Genomic DNA, 15,488 nt, shown 5'->3' with positions numbered 1-15,488 from the left:
GACTTCGCTCAGGGCGAACGGAGGGGGTCCAATCCGAAGTGATCGCCCCAAAGGCATGAGCAAAGGAGTTTCCCCATGACGACCGACACCTTCTCCCCTGGTCGGGTCGTCATCCTCGGCGGCGGCACGGCCGGATGGCTTGCCGCCGCCTATTTCTCCCGCACGTTGAAAATGCCCAATATCGCGCTGGTCGAATCCAGCGAGATCGGCATCATCGGCGTGGGCGAGGGCACCTTCCCCACCATCCGTTCGACCCTTGCCAATCTCGGCATCAGCGAGCGGGAATTTCTCGTCCGCGCCAACGCCACCTTCAAGCAGGGCGTGCTGTTCAACGGCTGGGCGGACGGCGCCGATTCCTATTTCCATCCCTTCAACCTGCCGATCGGCGGCGAGGATGAGGCGCTTCTCCCCCACTGGATCGCGGACGACAGCGCGCAGCGCCCGTCATGGGCCGACGCCGTCACCGTGCAGGAACGGGTGATCCGCGCGGGGCTGGCCCCCAAGCTGATGCAGGACCCGGATTTCTCCGGTCCCATGAACTATGCCTATCATTTCGACGCCGCCCGCTTCGCCGATTATCTGCGCGACATCTCCGTCGCTGCGGGCGTGGAGCGGATCGAGGGCACCGTCGCCCAGGTCGAAAAGCAGGCGGACGGCGACATCGCCTCGCTCATCCTGTCCGACGGCCGCAGGGTCGGCGGCGATTTCTTCATCGACTGTTCCGGCTTCCGCGCGCTGCTGATCGGGGAGACGCTCGGCGCGTCCTTCACCTCCTGCGGCGACACGCTGTTCAACGACCGCGCGCTGGCGATGCAGGTGCCCTATCCCGCCGCCGACACGCCCGTCCGCCCCTATACGCTGGCCACCGCGCATGAGGCGGGCTGGACCTGGGACATCGGTCTCACCGAACGGCGCGGCGTGGGCTATGTCTATTCCAGCCGCCATTGCTCGGATGATGAGGCGGAGGCGACGCTCCGCCGCTATGTCGGGACGCAGGGAGATGCGCTGACCCCGCGCCAGCTCCGCTTCGCCACCGGCTATCGCGACCAGCAATGGATCGGCAACTGCGCCGCCGTGGGCCTCTCCGCCGGTTTCTTCGAGCCGCTGGAATCGACCGGCATCATGCTGATCGAAAGCGCCCTGCGCATGATCGGCGATTTTCTCGTCCCCGGCGACCGCGACGCCCGCGACGCCGCCGCCCGCGCCTTCAACAGCCATATGGCGGGCCGGTTCGCGCGCATCGTCAATTTCCTGAAGCTGCACTATTGCATCACCCGCCGCATCGACACCGCATACTGGCGCGACAATGCCGATCCGGCCTCGATCCCGGACTCCCTGCGCGACATGCTGGCGCAGTGGCGCACCCGGCCGCCGTCCCGCTTCGACTTCACGGTCGATCTGGAGACGTTCCTGCCGCCAAGCTATCATTACATCCTCTACGGCATGGGCTTCCACACCCGCCTCGCGGCAGGCGCCGCCCGCTATCCCGGTGCGCGCGACGCGCAACAGGCATTCGCCCGCGTCAAGGCCGCCTCCCCCGGAGCGCTCGCCAACCTTCCCGATCACCGTGCGCTGCTGGATCATTTCCACGCCCGCCCGGCCGCGACCATCACCAGCAAGGCATTCCGATGACATCCCCGACGAAGACACTCCTCCTCGCCAGCCTGATGATCGGGTCTAGCCTCTCCGCGCCCGCTTTTGCCCAGGAAGCCGCCTCGCCAGCCGCTTCTCACGCCATCTCTCAGGCCGCCGCCCGCACCCCCGCCGCGTCCGACCGCGCCCTCTCCGCCTCCGCCCGCGCCGATGACCTCGTCGCCGCGATGACGCTGCAGGAGAAGCTGGCGATCATCCACGGCTATTTCCCGCCGATGGCCAAGCCCAATCCGCCCATCGCCATGATCCCGTCCGCAGGCCACATCCCCGGCGTCCCCCGCCTCGGCATCCCCACCCTGCGCGAGAGCGATGCCAGCCTTGGCGTCGCCAACCAGATCGAGCAGCGCAAGGGCGACACCGCCACCGCGCTCCCGGCCAGCATCCTAACCGCCGCCACCTTCAACCCCCGCCTCGCCTATGAAGGCGGCGCGATGATCGGGGCGGAGGCGCGCGCCAAGACCTTCAACATCCTGCTCGCGGGCGGCGTCAACCTGACCCGCGATCCGTGGAACGGCCGCAATTTCGAATATCTGGGCGAGGACCCGCTGCTCGCGGGCGTGATGGCGGGCGAGCATATCCGCGGCGTCCAGAGCAACCATATCGTCTCGACCATCAAGCATCTCGCGCTCAACTCCCAGGAGACCGGCCGCCACGTCCTCGACGCCCGCATTGACAAGGCTGCGCTGCGCGAAAGCGACCTGCTCGCCTTTCAGATCGCCAATGAAATCGGCGATCCCGGCTCCGTCATGTGCGCCTATAACAAGGTCAATGGCGACTATGCCTGTGAGAATGACTGGCTCCTCAACACCGTGCTCAAGCAGGACTGGGCCTATAAGGGCTGGGTGATGTCCGACTGGGGCGCCGTCCACTCGACGGAGAAGGCCGCGATCACCGGCCTCGACCAGCAATCGGGTCAGGAACTCGACATGGCCATCTATTTCGGCCAGCCGTTCGCGGACGCCGTGAAGGCTGGCCGCATCCCGATGGCCCGTCTCGACGATATGGTCCGCCGCATCCTCTACGGCGTCATTTCGACGGGCCTGATGGACAATCCCGTGCCGGACACCGCCCAGGTCATCGACTATGCCGCCCATGCCGACGTCGCCCAGCGCGCGGCGGAGGAAGGCATTGTCCTGCTCAAGAACCACGGCGACCTGCTTCCTTTCGCCAAGACCGCGAAGAAGATCGTCCTTATCGGCGCGCATGCCGACGTTGGCGTGCTGTCGGGCGGCGGATCGTCACAGGTCCGGTCCGTCGGCGGCGCGCCGGTCGAAATTCCGCTGACGAAGGGGCAGGCCGCTTCCTTCGCCCGTATCACATGGCACGCCTCCTCGCCGCTGAAGGCGATCCAGGCAATGGCACCGCAGGCGCAGGTCACCTATATCGACGGCTCCGATCCGAAGGCGGCGGCGGCCGCCGCGAAGGGCGCGGACATGGCGATCGTCTTTGCCTGGGCCTGGTTCACCGAAGCGCAGGACCCCGAAAGCATGGCCCTGCCGGACAATCAGGACGCCCTGATCGAAACCGTCGCCCGCGCCAACGCAAGGACGCTGGTGGTGATGGAGACCGGCGGTCCCGTGCTGATGCCCTGGGTGGACAAGGTCCCGGCGATCCTGCAAGCATGGTATCCGGGCCAGCGCGGGGGCGAGGCCATCGCAAATATCATTTTCGGGGAGGTCGCGCCGTCCGGCCGCCTTCCCATCACCTTCCCGACGCGCGCCGCTCAGGCGCCGCGTCCGGAGCCGGTGGGTCTCGGCGAACTGCACGCCGCCGAGGCCCGCCGGGATGCCGGCGACACCACCAATTACGGCCAGAGCGCCGGGGTTAAGCCCTTCCCCGTAGACTATCAGGAAGGGGCAGAGGTCGGCTATCGCTGGTACGCGGCGAAGAAGCAGAAGCCGCTCTTTCCCTTCGGCTACGGCCTCACCTACACCAGCTTCCGCTACGCCAATCTGTCGGTCACTGGCGGCAAAGTCCTGCGCGTCAGCTTCGACGTCACCAATAGCGGCCAGCGCGCGGGCGCGGACGTGCCGCAGGTCTATGTGCAGGGCAAAAGCGCGGCGGGCGCATTGAGCTACCGCCTCGCCGGTTTCGACAAAGTGACCCTCGCGCCGGGCGAAACCGCCCGCGTTTCCGTCACCGTCGATCCGCGCGTCATCGCCCGTTTCGACGAGGCCGCGCCGGGGTGGAAGCTCGACGCAGGCACATATCCTGTTGCCGTAGGCCGCTTCGCAGGCGACACGGTGCTCAGCGGTACGGCACAACTCGACGCCCAGTCGATCAAGCCGTGACCTGAACCCTTATGCGGAGCGGAGCACAGACATGGCGATGACACCCGGCGCGGGCCACACCGGCGCAACCACCACCCAAGGCGCACAGGCGGCCGGCGGCCTCGCCGGCTTCGTCTTCGCGCTGTTCTTCGTGTTCGGCGGCATCACCAGCCTGAACGACGTGCTGATCCCGAAGCTCAAGGACCTGTTCACCCTCTCCAATGCGGAGGTGCTGCTGGTCCAGTCCGCCTTCTTCGCGGCCTATTTCCTCATCTCCATCCCCGCCTCCGCGATTGTCCACCGCATCGGCTATATGCGCGCGGCGGTGGTCGGCCTGCTGACGATGACGGCGGGTTGCCTGCTGTTCATCCCGGCCGCTTCGTCCAGCCTGTTCGTCGCCTTCCTCGCCGCGCTGTTCGTGCTGGCCAGCGGCATCACCATCGTCCAGGTCGTCGCCAATCCGCTCATCTCCATGCTGGGCAAGCCGGAAACCGCGTCCAGCCGCCTGACCTTCGCGCAGGCGTTCAACTCGCTCGGCACCACCATCTTCCCCTATGTCGGATCGATCCTGATCCTCGGCGCGCTGGCGACCGTCGACCCAGCGACATTGACCGGCGCCGCGCTCGACGCGTTCCGCGCGCAGGAGGCCCGCGTCGTTGTCCACACCTATATCGGCATCGCCATCGCCCTGCTGGTCGTTGCCGCCGCCGTCTGGTCCCAGCGCAACAAGCTGCGTGAGGAAAAGGCGGAGAAGATGAACGTCGCCGCCGCCTTCGGCCTGCTGAAGCGCCCGCGCTTCGGCTTCGGCACGCTCGGCATCTTCCTTTATGTCGGCGCGGAAGTGACGATCGGCAGCCTGCTTGTTCTGTTCCTCATCCAGACCGATACGCTCGGCATCAGCCAGGAATCGGCGGGCAAGCTGGTCGCCTATTATTGGGGCGGCGCGATGGTCGGCCGCTTCATCGGCTCGGCCATCCTGCGCATGTTCTCGCCCGGCAAGGTGCTCGCCACCGTGGCAGGCGTCGCGATCCTGCTGCTCGCCGTCTCCGCCTCCACCACCGGCGCGGTTTCGGGCTGGGCGCTGATCGCCATCGGCCTGTTCAACTCGATCATGTTCCCGACCATCTTCACCCTGGCGTCGGAAGGGCTTGGCCGCCGCGCCGCGGACGGATCGGGCGTCATCTGCATGGCGATCGTGGGCGGCGCGATCCTGCCGCCACTTGCCGGATGGGTGTCGGACATCTCCACCCTGCGCATCGCCCTGATCGTCCCGGCCATCGCCTATGCGCTGATCCTGATCTTCGGCCTGTTCGCGACAAAGCCGGTCGCGCCGATAGACGCCGTCGCCGGATCGGAAACAGGACCGGCCGTCCTGTAATGTCGACATGACCGCCTCGATCCACCAGACGGAGCAGCTCCTTTTCACGGTGCTGCTCCAGTTGATCGTGATGATCGGGGCGGCCCGGCTGATGCACAGCCTGTTCCGGCGCATGGGCCAGCCCGGCGTCGTCGGCGAAATCGTTGCGGGCCTGCTGCTCGGCCCTTCCCTGTTCGGGCATTTCTTCCCCGGCGCGTCGCTCGCCCTGTTCGGCGCGAAGCCGGAACCGGCGATCACGATCCTCAGCCAGATCGGCCTCATCCTGCTGATGTTCCAGATCGGCAGCGAGTTTGAATATGGCCGCCTGCGCCTCCCCCGCCTGCGGCAGACCACCCTGTTCGTTGCGGCGACCTCCATCCTCGCGCCCTTCGCGGTGGGTTTCGGCATCGGCAGGCTATCGGCGGCGACCCTCGCGCCCGGCATCGACCCGCTCGTCTACAGCCTGTTCTGCGGCGTCGCCGTCGCGATCACCGCCGTCCCGATCCTTGGCCGCATCCTCAAGGAATATGGCCTGACGCAGACGGATGTCGGCATCATCGCCATCTCGGCGGCGGCGGTGAACGATGTCGTCGGCTGGGTGCTGCTCGCCTGCATCTCCGCCTTCGCCACGGCGCAGCTTTCCGGCCAGTATCTGCTGACCCATCTGGGCGGCCTGCTGGTCTTTATCTTCGCCCTCCGCTTCCTCGCTGCGCCGCTCGCCGACCGCCTCGTCGCGCGCTTTCCGGTGCGGGACGGGCATATCCCGCCCAACCTCCTCGCCATCCTCCTCGCGATCATGTTCGCGCTCGCCATCTGCACCTATGCGCTCGGCATCTTCGCAATCTTCGGCGGGTTTGCGGCGGGCCTGCTGTTCCACCGCCACCGCGCGCTGGTGGAGGCATGGCATAATCAGGTCGGTCAGTTCGTGCTGGTGTTTTTCCTCCCCATCTTCTTCACCTTCACGGGCCTGCGCACCAACCTGCTCGGCCTGACAAGCGGGCCGGAGCTGTTCTGGCTCGCCGCCGTCTGCCTTGCCGCCATCGCCGCGAAGGTCGTGCCCGTCTATCTCGCAGGCCGCGCCAATGGCCTGCCGCACCGCGACAGCATGATGCTCGGCACATTGATGAACACCCGCGCCCTCATGGAGCTGATCGTCCTCAATATCGGCTATGATCTCGGCTTCCTGCCCAAATCCATGTTCACGATCCTGGTCGTGATGGCGGTCGTCACCACGGTCATGACCGGCCCGATCCTGCGAGCCCTGCTCGCATCCGCCCCCAATCCCGCAACCAGACGCGCGCAGGCATGAACCCGCGCCCATAGGAGATGACATGACCACCAGCCTTTCGCGCGCCTCGCTGCTGACCCTCGCCACCGCCTTGATCGCCGGGAGTGCTATGGCTCAACAACCCGCCGCCTCCATCGCCAACCCCGCCCTCTGGCCGCAGGTGAAGGCGCAGCCGAAGCGCGACCCGAAGGTTGAGAAGCGCATCGACGCGCTGCTCAAGGCGATGTCGGTCGAGGATAAGGTCGGCCAGATCATCCAGGTCGACATCGGATCGATCAAGCCCGCCGATGTCGAGACCTACAAGATCGGATCGATCCTCAACGGCGGCAACTCCGGCCCCTATGACGACGAATATGCCTCCCCCGCCAAATGGATGCAGTTGGCCGACGAATATTATGACGCCTCCATGAAGCGCTCGGACAATGGCCCGAAGATCCCGATCATCTGGGGCACCGATTCCGTCCACGGCAACAACAATATCGTCGGCGCGACGCTGTTTCCGCACAATATCGGCCTGGGCGCCGCGCGCGACCGCGACCTGATCCGCAGGATCGGCGAGATCACCGCGCTGGAGACCGCCGCCGCCGGTCTCGACTGGACCTTCGCGCCGACGCTGGCCGTGGTGCAGGACGACCGCTGGGGCCGCACCTATGAAAGCTATGGCGAGGAGCCGCAGGTCGCCGCCGATTATGCCGGCGCGATGATCGAGGGCGTGCAGGGCAAGGTCGGCACGAAGGACTTCCTCTCCCCCACTCACCTCATCGCCACCACCAAGCATTTCCTGGGCGACGGCGGCACCGGCGGCAAGGATCAGGGCGACACCCGCGTTTCCGAGGAAATCCTGCGCGATGTCCATCTCGGCGGCTATCCCGCCGCGATCGAGGCGGGCACGCAATCGGTCATGGCCAGCTTCTCAAGCTGGAACGGCGAGAAGATGAGCGGCAACAAGTCGCTGCTGACCGATGTGCTGAAGGATCGCATGGGTTTCGACGGCTTTGTCGTCGGCGACTGGAACAGCCACGGGCAGGTCACCGGCTGCTCCAATGAGGATTGCCCGCAGGCGATCAACGCGGGCCTCGACATGTTCATGTATTCCGGCCCGAAGTGGAAGGACCTCTACGACAACACCCTGCGCGAGGCGAAGGACGGCACGATTCCCGCCGCACGCCTCGACGATGCCGTCCGCCGCATCCTGCGCGTCAAGTTCCGCGCGGGCACCTTCGATCGCGGCCGTCCCTCGTCGCGCGCGGCGGCGGGCAAGTTCGACGTCATCGGCTCCCCCGACCACCGCGCCGTCGCGCGTCAGGCCGTGCGCGAATCCCTCGTCCTGCTGAAGAATGAGGGCGTCCTGCCCCTGAAGCCCAGCGCCGATATCCTGGTCGCCGGACCCGCAGCGCAGAGCATCAGCCAGCAGGCGGGCGGCTGGTCGATCACCTGGCAGGGCGCGGACGTGCCCAACTCCGCCTTCCCCAACGCCGAATCCATCTGGCAGGGCATCGAGGAAACCGTGAAGGCGGGCGGCGGCACCGCCAGCTACTCCGCCGATGGCAGTTTCACCAAGAAACCCGACGCCGCCATCGTCGTGTTCGGCGAGCAGCCCTATGCCGAGTTCAAGGGCGACCGCCCGAACCTGGAATATAGCCCCGGCGACACCACCGACCGCGACATGCTGCGCCGTCTGAAGGCGGCGGGCATCCCTGTCGTCGCTGTTTTCCTCTCCGGCCGGCCCCTGTGGGTGAATGCCGAACTCAACGCCTCGGACGCGTTCGTCGCGGCCTTCCTGCCGGGCAGCGAGGGCGGCGGCATCGCAGACGTCCTGTTCACGAAGCCCGACGGAAGCGTGAACCACGACTTCCGCGGCAAGCTGACTTTCTCCTGGCCCAAGCGCCCGGACCAATATGTCCTCAACCGCCGCGATCCGGGCTATGATCCGCTGTTCGCATACGACTATGGCCTCAGCTACGCCGCGCCCGGCAAGGTCGGGCAGCTTGACGAGACCCGCCCGGCGGGCATGGCGGAGGGCGTGCCCGGCATGTTCTTCGGCAAGGGCCGCCTGCCCACCGGCTGGACGCTGGACGCGGGCAAGGTCGCTCAGGCCAATGTCGATCGCCGCGCGCAGGAGGATTCCAAACGCTTCACCTGGAACGCCGCTGGCGCCGTGGCGATCACCGCGCCCAAGCCCATCGACCTCAGCCGCGAAAGCAATGGCGAGATCAGCCTGGTCATGGACTATCGCGTCGATGCAAAACCCACCGGCCCGGTGACCATCGGCGTCCGCAGCGGCGGCAAGACCGCATCGGTCGCCATCGCCAAGACCCTTGCCGATGCAAAGCCCGGCGAATGGCAGACCCTCGCCGTCCCCCTCCAATGCTTCGCCACGCGCGGCGCGGACATGGCCGCCATTGCCTCGCCCTTCGTGCTGGATGGCACCGCGCCGCTCTCCCTCTCCGTCTCCGACGTGAAGCTCGACTATGTCAGCATGCCCATGAGCAAGTGCGGCGACTGACCACCTCCGTCACCCCTGCGCAGGCAGGGGTCCCGCTTCCTCGCGGCACCGAAAGATAGCGGGGTCCCCGCCTGCGCGGGGACGACGGACAATGGAAGCTTATTGCGCGGGCTGATCTTGCGCGGATGCAACAGCGTGCTCCTGCGAACGCAGGAGCCCAGTCCAGACGTCAGAACTGGGTTCCTGCTTCCGCAGGAACACGCTTCCGCCAGAACCACACAAAGTCTAAACCCCGACACATGGCAGCCCCTCTCCCCGTCCCCGACATCGGCATAGTCCTGGAGGCGCTGAGCCTGGTCGGCACCTTCGTATTCGCGGCGTCGGGCGCGCTAGCGGCGGCGCGGCTTCGCCTGACCCTGATCACCTTCGCCTTCTTCGCCCTCGTGACCGGAGCAGGCGGCGGCACGGTGCGGGACCTGTTGATCGGCGCGCCGGTTTTCTGGGTGATCGATCCTGTGCCCGCGATGGTCTGCATGATCGCAGCGCTGCTGGTGTGGATCACGCCGCAGAAATGGTGGAGCGCCCGCGCGCTCGACTGGCTCGATGCGGTGGGTCTCGCTGCCTTCGCCGTGTTCGGCGCGGCCAAGGCATTATCCTTCGGCATCCACCCCTTCGTCGCGGCGATGATGGGCGTGGTCACGGGCTGCGTCGGCGGCATCATCCGCGATCTGCTGGCGGGGGAGCCGTCGATCCTGTTGCGGCCGGAACTCTATGTGACGGCCGCCACGCTGGCCGCCGGGCTGTTCGTGCTGCTGATCTGGGCGGGCATGGCCCTGCCGCTGGCCGCGGCGATAGCCTCTGTCGCGGGCTTCGCCCTGCGCGCCGCCGCGATAGCGCGGGGACTGGCGCTGCCGCCCTACAGGGCAGGGTCATAGACAAAGCGCTCCAGATATGAACCGTTCGCCCTGAGCTTGTCGAAGGGCTGTCCTTACTTCGCAGAAAGTGCAGGGCTTCGACAGGCTCAGCCCGAACGGAGGTTGAACGATTTCAATCTAGTGCAGGCGCTCAGCAGGAAACCGCTTTCCAAGCCGGCACCATCTCCAGCGCCAAAGGCTCGGCAGGCGGATCGGCCAGCGGGTTGAGGCTTTTCTGGAACAGCCCGACGCTCGCCCATTGGCCAAGCTTGTATCCGACCTGTTCATAGACGCCGGTTTCGGCAAACCCCATCCGCCGGTGCAGGGCGACGCTGCCCGGATTGGGCAATGTCAGCGCGCCGATGGCATGGACGAACCCCTGCGCCGCAAGGATGTCGAGCAGCAGGCCGTAGAGCGCCGCGCCTGTGCCCCGCCCCTGCGCCGATGCCGCGAGATAGATGCTGGTCTCAACGGCGAAGCGGTAGGCCGGGCGCTCCCGGAACGCCATCGCATAGGCATAGCCGGTTACCGCCCCCTCTCCGTCAGTCGCGACCAGCCAGGGATAGCGCCCCTCCACCTTCGCGATGCGCGCGGCGATGTCCTGCGCCGACGGCGGATCGATTTCGAACGTCGCCCGGCTTTCCAGCACATAGGGGCGGTAGATGCCGGCAATGGCCGCCGCATCCGCCGGGCGCACCCTGCGCATATGCCCCGCCGCCGTCACAGCCAGCTTAGCAGCATCGCCATGAAGGACCGCTGTTCCGCCCGGCTCGGAACCTTGGGCGGGCCATAGGCGGCGCATTCCAGGCAGGCCGCCCGCACCGCGCTGCCCTCGATCAGGCCGCGCACGTCGCGCACCGCCTGCATCGCCCACATCCGCTGCAGGAACGCCTGCCGCCCCAGCCAGTCGGCGGGAATCTTCACTTGCTCCTGGCCGCTGTCGTCGAGCAGGTTCTGGACGAACTGCGCCAGCATGTCCGGCTCCTTCTCGATATAATAGGGCCGCGCCTTGGCGGGATCGATCTTTGCGCGCTTCGCTGCATCGGCGATCGCATCCTCCAGCCCGCCGAACTGGTCGACCAGCCCGTTCTGCCGCGCGGTGCCGCCGTCCCACACCCGGCCCTGCGCAATGGCGTCTATCTCCTCCGGCGTGCGCTTGCGCGATTCCGCGACCAGGCCGACGAAGCGGGTATAGATCTGCGCGACGCCCGCCTGCGCAATCGTGTCGAACTCCGGGCTGAACCCGCCGAGCATGTCCGGCTGGCCGGACAGCGGCGTGGTCCGCACGCCGTCGCTGGTGACGCCGATCTTCGCGAGCGCGCCCTCGAAACTGGGCAGCACGCCGAACACGCCGATCGATCCGGTGATCGTACCGGGTTCGGCGAAGATGCGGTCGGCCGGGGTCGACACCCAATACCCGCCGCTCGCCGCCACATTGGCCATCGACACGACGACCGGCAGCCCTTCCTTCTTCGCCTCCAATATGGCGGACCGGATTTTCTCCGACGCCAGCACCGACCCGCCCGGCGAATCCACCCGCACGACCAGCGCCTTCAGGTCCTTTTCGGCCAGCGCGTCGAATATCAGGCCGGAAATCGTGTCGCCCGCCGCCGTGCCCGGCCCCGCCTCGCCGTCGACAATCTCGCCCGCAATGGTCACGACGCCGATCTGGCCGTTATTGGCGGGCCGATGCGACTTGGCGTAGGCGGCAAGGTCGATCGCCGCGAAGCCGCCGGGCCTGCCGTCCGGCGCCTCGCCCGCAATCTGCGCGACGCGGGCGCCGAACGCCGCCTCATCGCCCAGCGTGTCGACCAGCCCCGCGTCCATCGCCGCCTTCGGCACGTCGCCGTCCACCGCCTGCACGACTTTCACCGGATCGTTGACATAGGGGGCCAGCTTCGCCGCCGGGCGCGCCTTCGTCACCTCGTCCTGCCAGTCCTGCCACAGCGCATCGACCAGCGCCTGATCGGCCTTCTTCGCCTCCGGCGACTGGTCGGTGCGGGTATAGGGTTCGACGAAGCTCTTATAGGTGCCGACGCGATAGACATGGGCGTTCACGCCCAGCTTGTCGATCAGCCCCTTATAATAGAGCTGCGACCCGCCCGGACCGGGCAGGAACACCTGCCCATAGGGATTGAGCCACACCTCGCCCGCATGCGCGGCTAGCTGGTAACTGTCGCCGGTATAGGTGGTGGCATAGACCAGCACCGGCTTCTTCGCGGCGCGCAGCGCGTCCATCGCCGCGCCGACCCGCGACAGCGCCACCTGCCCGCCGCCCATGAAGCCGTCCAGGTTCAGCACCACGGCCTTCACCTTGCCGTCCGTCCGCGCCGCCTCCAGCGCCGCGACGATATCGCGCAGGCGGAACTCCTTCATCTCCGGTCCGGCGCTGGTCAGGAAGGAGAGCGAGTCCGCCTCCTGCGGCTGCTCGACGATCACGCCTTTCAGGTCCAGCAGCAGCGCGCCCTTGGACACGGTGGCGACCGGCTTGGGCGTGAAGGACAAAGCGGCGTAGAGCAGGCCGAAGAACAGCAGCATGAACAGCAGGACCAGCGCGTCCTTCACCCCGACCAAAATACGCCATGCTGATTTCAGGAATGCCAAGAAACGGTCTCCGCCGGGTGAATTTCGCTGAACAATTAGTGCGTGACCGGGACAACCGCAATGGAGCGCATTTTCATAGTAAATATTGAGTAAAAATCCAGGTTAATTAACAACAACTAACAGTGGGTCCGGGCAGGACCAAATAGTCAGGAACATGTTTTCTTCTCCCTCGTCTGTGTTGCTGGAGCGGCGCAGCGATGAGTGAGGAAATTGTCATGATCATCCATTCGAAAATATTTGCGCCGTCCCTGTTGGCGGTCGCATCCATGCTGAGCCTGAGCGCCTGCGAGTCCAGCGGATCGATGCGCGTAGGCAGCGTCGGGCAGCAGGGCGCGCCCGGACCCGCCGGGCCGCAGGGACCGCAAGGCGAAACCGGAGCCACTGGCGCCACCGGAGCCACGGGTTCGGCCGGCGCATCCGGCGGTCTCAGCCTGGGTTCGGCCGGCGCTCTGGCGACGGGAGGACTGGTCGGGCCGGAGGGCGTGGCCGGCACCGGCCTGCTCGCCAATACCGGCGATCCCGCGAACACCCTGCCCGCCGCTTCTGGCGTGCTGGTCAGCGCCGGGGAAACCGTCGGTTCGCTCGGCAGCGCCGCAACCCGGCTGGTCGATGTCGTCGACGCCGCCACGCCGGGCGCAATCCCGCTGACCGGCACCGTGGCGAGGGTTATCGAGAATACAGGGCAAGCGCTGGTCCAGACCGGCAGGGGCGAAGCATATCTGGTCGACGGATTGACGGCCGCGCCGGGCGATCTGGTCAACCTGACCGTTGGCAACGCCCGCGCCCTCGGAAGCTCCGGCCAATCGCCGCTGATCGGCGTCAGCGCGCTGTCCGCCAATCAGCAGGCGGGAAGCCTGCTGACGGTCGGCGCGGCCAGCGGCGGGCAACTCGTCACCTTGCAACCTGGGACCAATGGCAGCGGAACGCCGGGCGGCGGCGCGGTCGCGGCGGTCGGCGGTGTCGTGAATGGCGTGACCGGCGCCCTGACGCCGGGGTCAGGCGGCAACGCGCCCCTGGGCGTCGTGCAGAATGTGCTTGGCGGCGTGACCGGCGGCGGCACGCCTGGCGCGCCCGCAACGCCAACCGCGCCGCTGGGCGCAGTCGGCGGCGTGGTCAATGGCGTGACCGGCGCGCTCGGCAATGTGTCGGCCGGGCTGACCAGCAATCTGACGGGTAGCCTGACCGGTAATCTCAATACGGGCCATTAAGGGCTTTTGGGGCTGCGCGGGCGCCGCCATCCGACGGACGGCGCCCGCGCAGATGAACGCGCAGACCGGCTTTGCAGGGAAAGGGGTAATTATGCGTTACGCCGTCATGGCTGCGGCATTGCTATGGTCGTGGACGGCGTTCGCGCAGACCAGCACGCCCATCGACCGCAACCGGCTGGACCGCGACCAGCCGGTCACCGCGCCGGACGACAACAGACAGCCGCCTGCTGCCTTGCCCAATTCGGCGACCCGCATCGATGCCGCCGCCACGGGCGTTCCCATCCGTTCCATCCGGTTTGAGGGCACGCAGGTTCCGCAGATCGTGGCGGCCGCAGCGGGCAAATTCATCGGCAGCCCCGCCGACCGGCCGGCCCTGCAGCGCCTCGTGGACGCCATGACCGCCGCCTATGGCCGGTCGGCCGTGGCGCTGTTCACTATCGTCGTGCCTGATCAGGATCTGTCGTCCGGCGACCTGCGCGTGGCCGTGGCGGAGGGGCATGTGGAGGCCGTGATCCTGACCGGAGAGGTGGAGGGCAGGCCGCTGACGCTGGTGAAGGCCTATGCCGACCGCCTGACTCGGGAAAGGCCCACCAGCCGCCGGACACTCGAACGCTATCTCTCGCTGATCCGCGACATTCCGGGGCTGAAGGTCGACGCCTCGCTGCAATCCGGACAGGGGAAGGGCGGCGTCCGGCTGATCCTGAAACTCGACTATGGCAAACCCACCCTGACCTTCGGCTTCGACAACCGCACGACCACGCTGGTCAGGGACGGACAAGTTCAGGCGACCGCGCGCCTCTATGGCGGCCTGCGCGACGGCGACTCGACCGAACTTGCGGTCGCCTCCGCCGTCGATCTGCGGGATTACCGCTATATCGGCCTCACCCATTCAACGCCGGTCGGCGCGGACGGGATGCGGCTTTCCCTGTCCGGCGGCTATCTGGAAACCCGGCCGGAAAACAGCCTGATCCGGGGCAAGGCCAAGACGGCGGGCATCACCCTCTCCTGGCCGGTCATCCGCGCCTATAAGCGCAACCTGACCCTTAGCGCCGCGATCGACGGCATCGACAGCGACAATGCCGCATTGGGATCGCTGATCGCATCGGAGCGGACACGCGCGGCGCGGGTTGCCGCTGGCTATGGCCAGTCGACCGGCCGCCTCAGCCTGTCCGGCAGCGCGAGCATCAGCAAGGGCCTCGATATAGTGGGCGCGCGGGTCGATGCGCCTTTCGCGGAAACGGACTTCCTGAAGGTCAACCTGCGCGCCGGGGCCGATCGCGCCATCGGCAGGCGCGCCGCCATTCGCCTGCGCGGCAGCGGGCAATGGAGCCGCGACCGCCTGCCCGCCGCCGAACGCTTTTCCGTCGGCGGACCCGACTTCGGCCGGGGCTTCGAAAATGCCCTGATCAATGCCGACCGGGGGGTGGCCGGCCTTGCGGAGCTTGCCTGGCGGCCTTTGCCCAAGGGCAATCTGGCCGGGACCGAACTGTACGGCTTCGCGGATATGGCGAAGGTGACGATCCTTCAGCGCGGCCCTTTCCCCCGGACCGGTTTCACGCTGGGATCGGCCGGTGGCGGCATCCGCTTCGCCCTGAAGGACAAGGTGAGGCTCGATCTGGAGGCCGCCCGGCCCTTCAACGATCCCTATCCCGGCTATGACCGCCGCTGGCGATTCTCGATCGGCTGGAAACTCTCCCTGCGATCGTGAGGGCCGGTCATCATCTGGTAACGACCTGTCCCTATTCCGG

The 15,488-nt window shown here is 67.1% G+C and carries 10 protein-coding genes; 8 read left to right on the top strand and 2 right to left on the bottom strand.

Going from position 1 to position 15,488, the window contains the following annotated elements:
• The first annotated feature begins 75 nt into the window (after window positions 1-75).
• From KFK14_RS01990 to KFK14_RS01965, 6 genes are all read left to right on the top strand, one after another.
• Complete coding sequence (locus KFK14_RS01990) at window positions 76-1,632, top strand: tryptophan halogenase family protein (protein WP_212609681.1); 1,557 nt, start codon at window positions 76-78, stop codon at window positions 1,630-1,632.
• The gene (locus KFK14_RS01985) at window positions 1,629-3,944 is read left to right on the top strand and encodes a beta-glucosidase (RefSeq protein ID WP_212609680.1); all 2,316 of its coding nucleotides are present in this window, start codon (window positions 1,629-1,631) and stop codon (window positions 3,942-3,944) included. The genes KFK14_RS01990 and KFK14_RS01985 overlap by 4 nt, the downstream gene beginning before the upstream one ends.
• A gap of 31 nt (window positions 3,945-3,975) precedes the next feature.
• Window positions 3,976-5,301: a sugar MFS transporter gene (locus KFK14_RS01980; protein WP_212609679.1), complete on the top strand. Its 1,326-nt coding sequence runs from the start codon at window positions 3,976-3,978 to the stop codon at window positions 5,299-5,301.
• 7 nt (window positions 5,302-5,308) lie between these two features.
• Window positions 5,309-6,589, top strand: a complete 1,281-nt coding sequence (locus KFK14_RS01975; RefSeq protein WP_212609678.1) for a cation:proton antiporter — start codon at window positions 5,309-5,311, stop codon at window positions 6,587-6,589.
• 22 nt (window positions 6,590-6,611) lie between these two features.
• On the top strand, window positions 6,612-9,074 hold the full coding sequence (locus tag KFK14_RS01970; protein WP_212609677.1) for a glycoside hydrolase family 3 protein: 2,463 nt from the start codon (window positions 6,612-6,614) through the stop codon (window positions 9,072-9,074).
• 239 nt (window positions 9,075-9,313) lie between these two features.
• The gene (locus tag KFK14_RS01965) at window positions 9,314-9,949 is read left to right on the top strand and encodes a trimeric intracellular cation channel family protein (RefSeq protein WP_212609676.1); all 636 of its coding nucleotides are present in this window, start codon (window positions 9,314-9,316) and stop codon (window positions 9,947-9,949) included.
• Between the two features lie 130 nt (window positions 9,950-10,079).
• Here the strand turns inward: KFK14_RS01965 and KFK14_RS01960 are convergent, their stop codons facing one another.
• Entirely contained in the window at window positions 10,080-10,634 is a 555-nt protein-coding gene (locus KFK14_RS01960; RefSeq protein ID WP_212609675.1) for a GNAT family N-acetyltransferase, read from the bottom strand.
• A gap of 14 nt (window positions 10,635-10,648) precedes the next feature.
• On the bottom strand, window positions 10,649-12,532 hold the full coding sequence (gene sppA / locus KFK14_RS01955) for a signal peptide peptidase SppA (protein WP_212609674.1): 1,884 nt from the start codon (window positions 12,530-12,532) through the stop codon (window positions 10,649-10,651).
• Window positions 12,533-12,747: 215 nt separating this feature from the next.
• Here sppA and KFK14_RS01950 point away from each other — a divergent pair, with 215 nt between their 5' ends.
• Complete coding sequence (locus KFK14_RS01950) at window positions 12,748-13,740, top strand: hypothetical protein (RefSeq protein WP_212609673.1); 993 nt, start codon at window positions 12,748-12,750, stop codon at window positions 13,738-13,740.
• A 91-nt stretch (window positions 13,741-13,831) separates the two neighbouring features.
• Window positions 13,832-15,448: a ShlB/FhaC/HecB family hemolysin secretion/activation protein gene (locus tag KFK14_RS01945; RefSeq protein ID WP_212609672.1), complete on the top strand. Its 1,617-nt coding sequence runs from the start codon at window positions 13,832-13,834 to the stop codon at window positions 15,446-15,448.
• The last annotated feature ends 40 nt before the right edge of the window (window positions 15,449-15,488 follow it).

This window comes from Sphingobium phenoxybenzoativorans (genome assembly GCF_018286635.1).
In the GTDB taxonomy this organism is placed as follows: domain Bacteria; phylum Pseudomonadota; class Alphaproteobacteria; order Sphingomonadales; family Sphingomonadaceae; genus Sphingobium; species Sphingobium phenoxybenzoativorans.
This window is presented reverse-complemented; position numbering and strand designations above follow the sequence as displayed.

Coding starts and splice junctions, on each gene's coding strand:
- KFK14_RS01985 (WP_212609680.1), top strand. CDS start 1,629: ATGACATCCCCGACGAAGACACTCCTCCTCGCCAGCCTGATGATCGGG.
- KFK14_RS01975 (WP_212609678.1), top strand. CDS start 5,309: ATGACCGCCTCGATCCACCAGACGGAGCAGCTCCTTTTCACGGTGCTG.
- KFK14_RS01960 (WP_212609675.1), bottom strand. CDS start 10,634: ATGCGCAGGGTGCGCCCGGCGGATGCGGCGGCCATTGCCGGCATCTAC.
- KFK14_RS01945 (WP_212609672.1), top strand. CDS start 13,832: ATGCGTTACGCCGTCATGGCTGCGGCATTGCTATGGTCGTGGACGGCG.
- KFK14_RS01980 (WP_212609679.1), top strand. CDS start 3,976: ATGGCGATGACACCCGGCGCGGGCCACACCGGCGCAACCACCACCCAA.
- KFK14_RS01970 (WP_212609677.1), top strand. CDS start 6,612: ATGACCACCAGCCTTTCGCGCGCCTCGCTGCTGACCCTCGCCACCGCC.
- KFK14_RS01990 (WP_212609681.1), top strand. CDS start 76: ATGACGACCGACACCTTCTCCCCTGGTCGGGTCGTCATCCTCGGCGGC.
- KFK14_RS01950 (WP_212609673.1), top strand. CDS start 12,748: ATGATCATCCATTCGAAAATATTTGCGCCGTCCCTGTTGGCGGTCGCA.
- KFK14_RS01965 (WP_212609676.1), top strand. CDS start 9,314: ATGGCAGCCCCTCTCCCCGTCCCCGACATCGGCATAGTCCTGGAGGCG.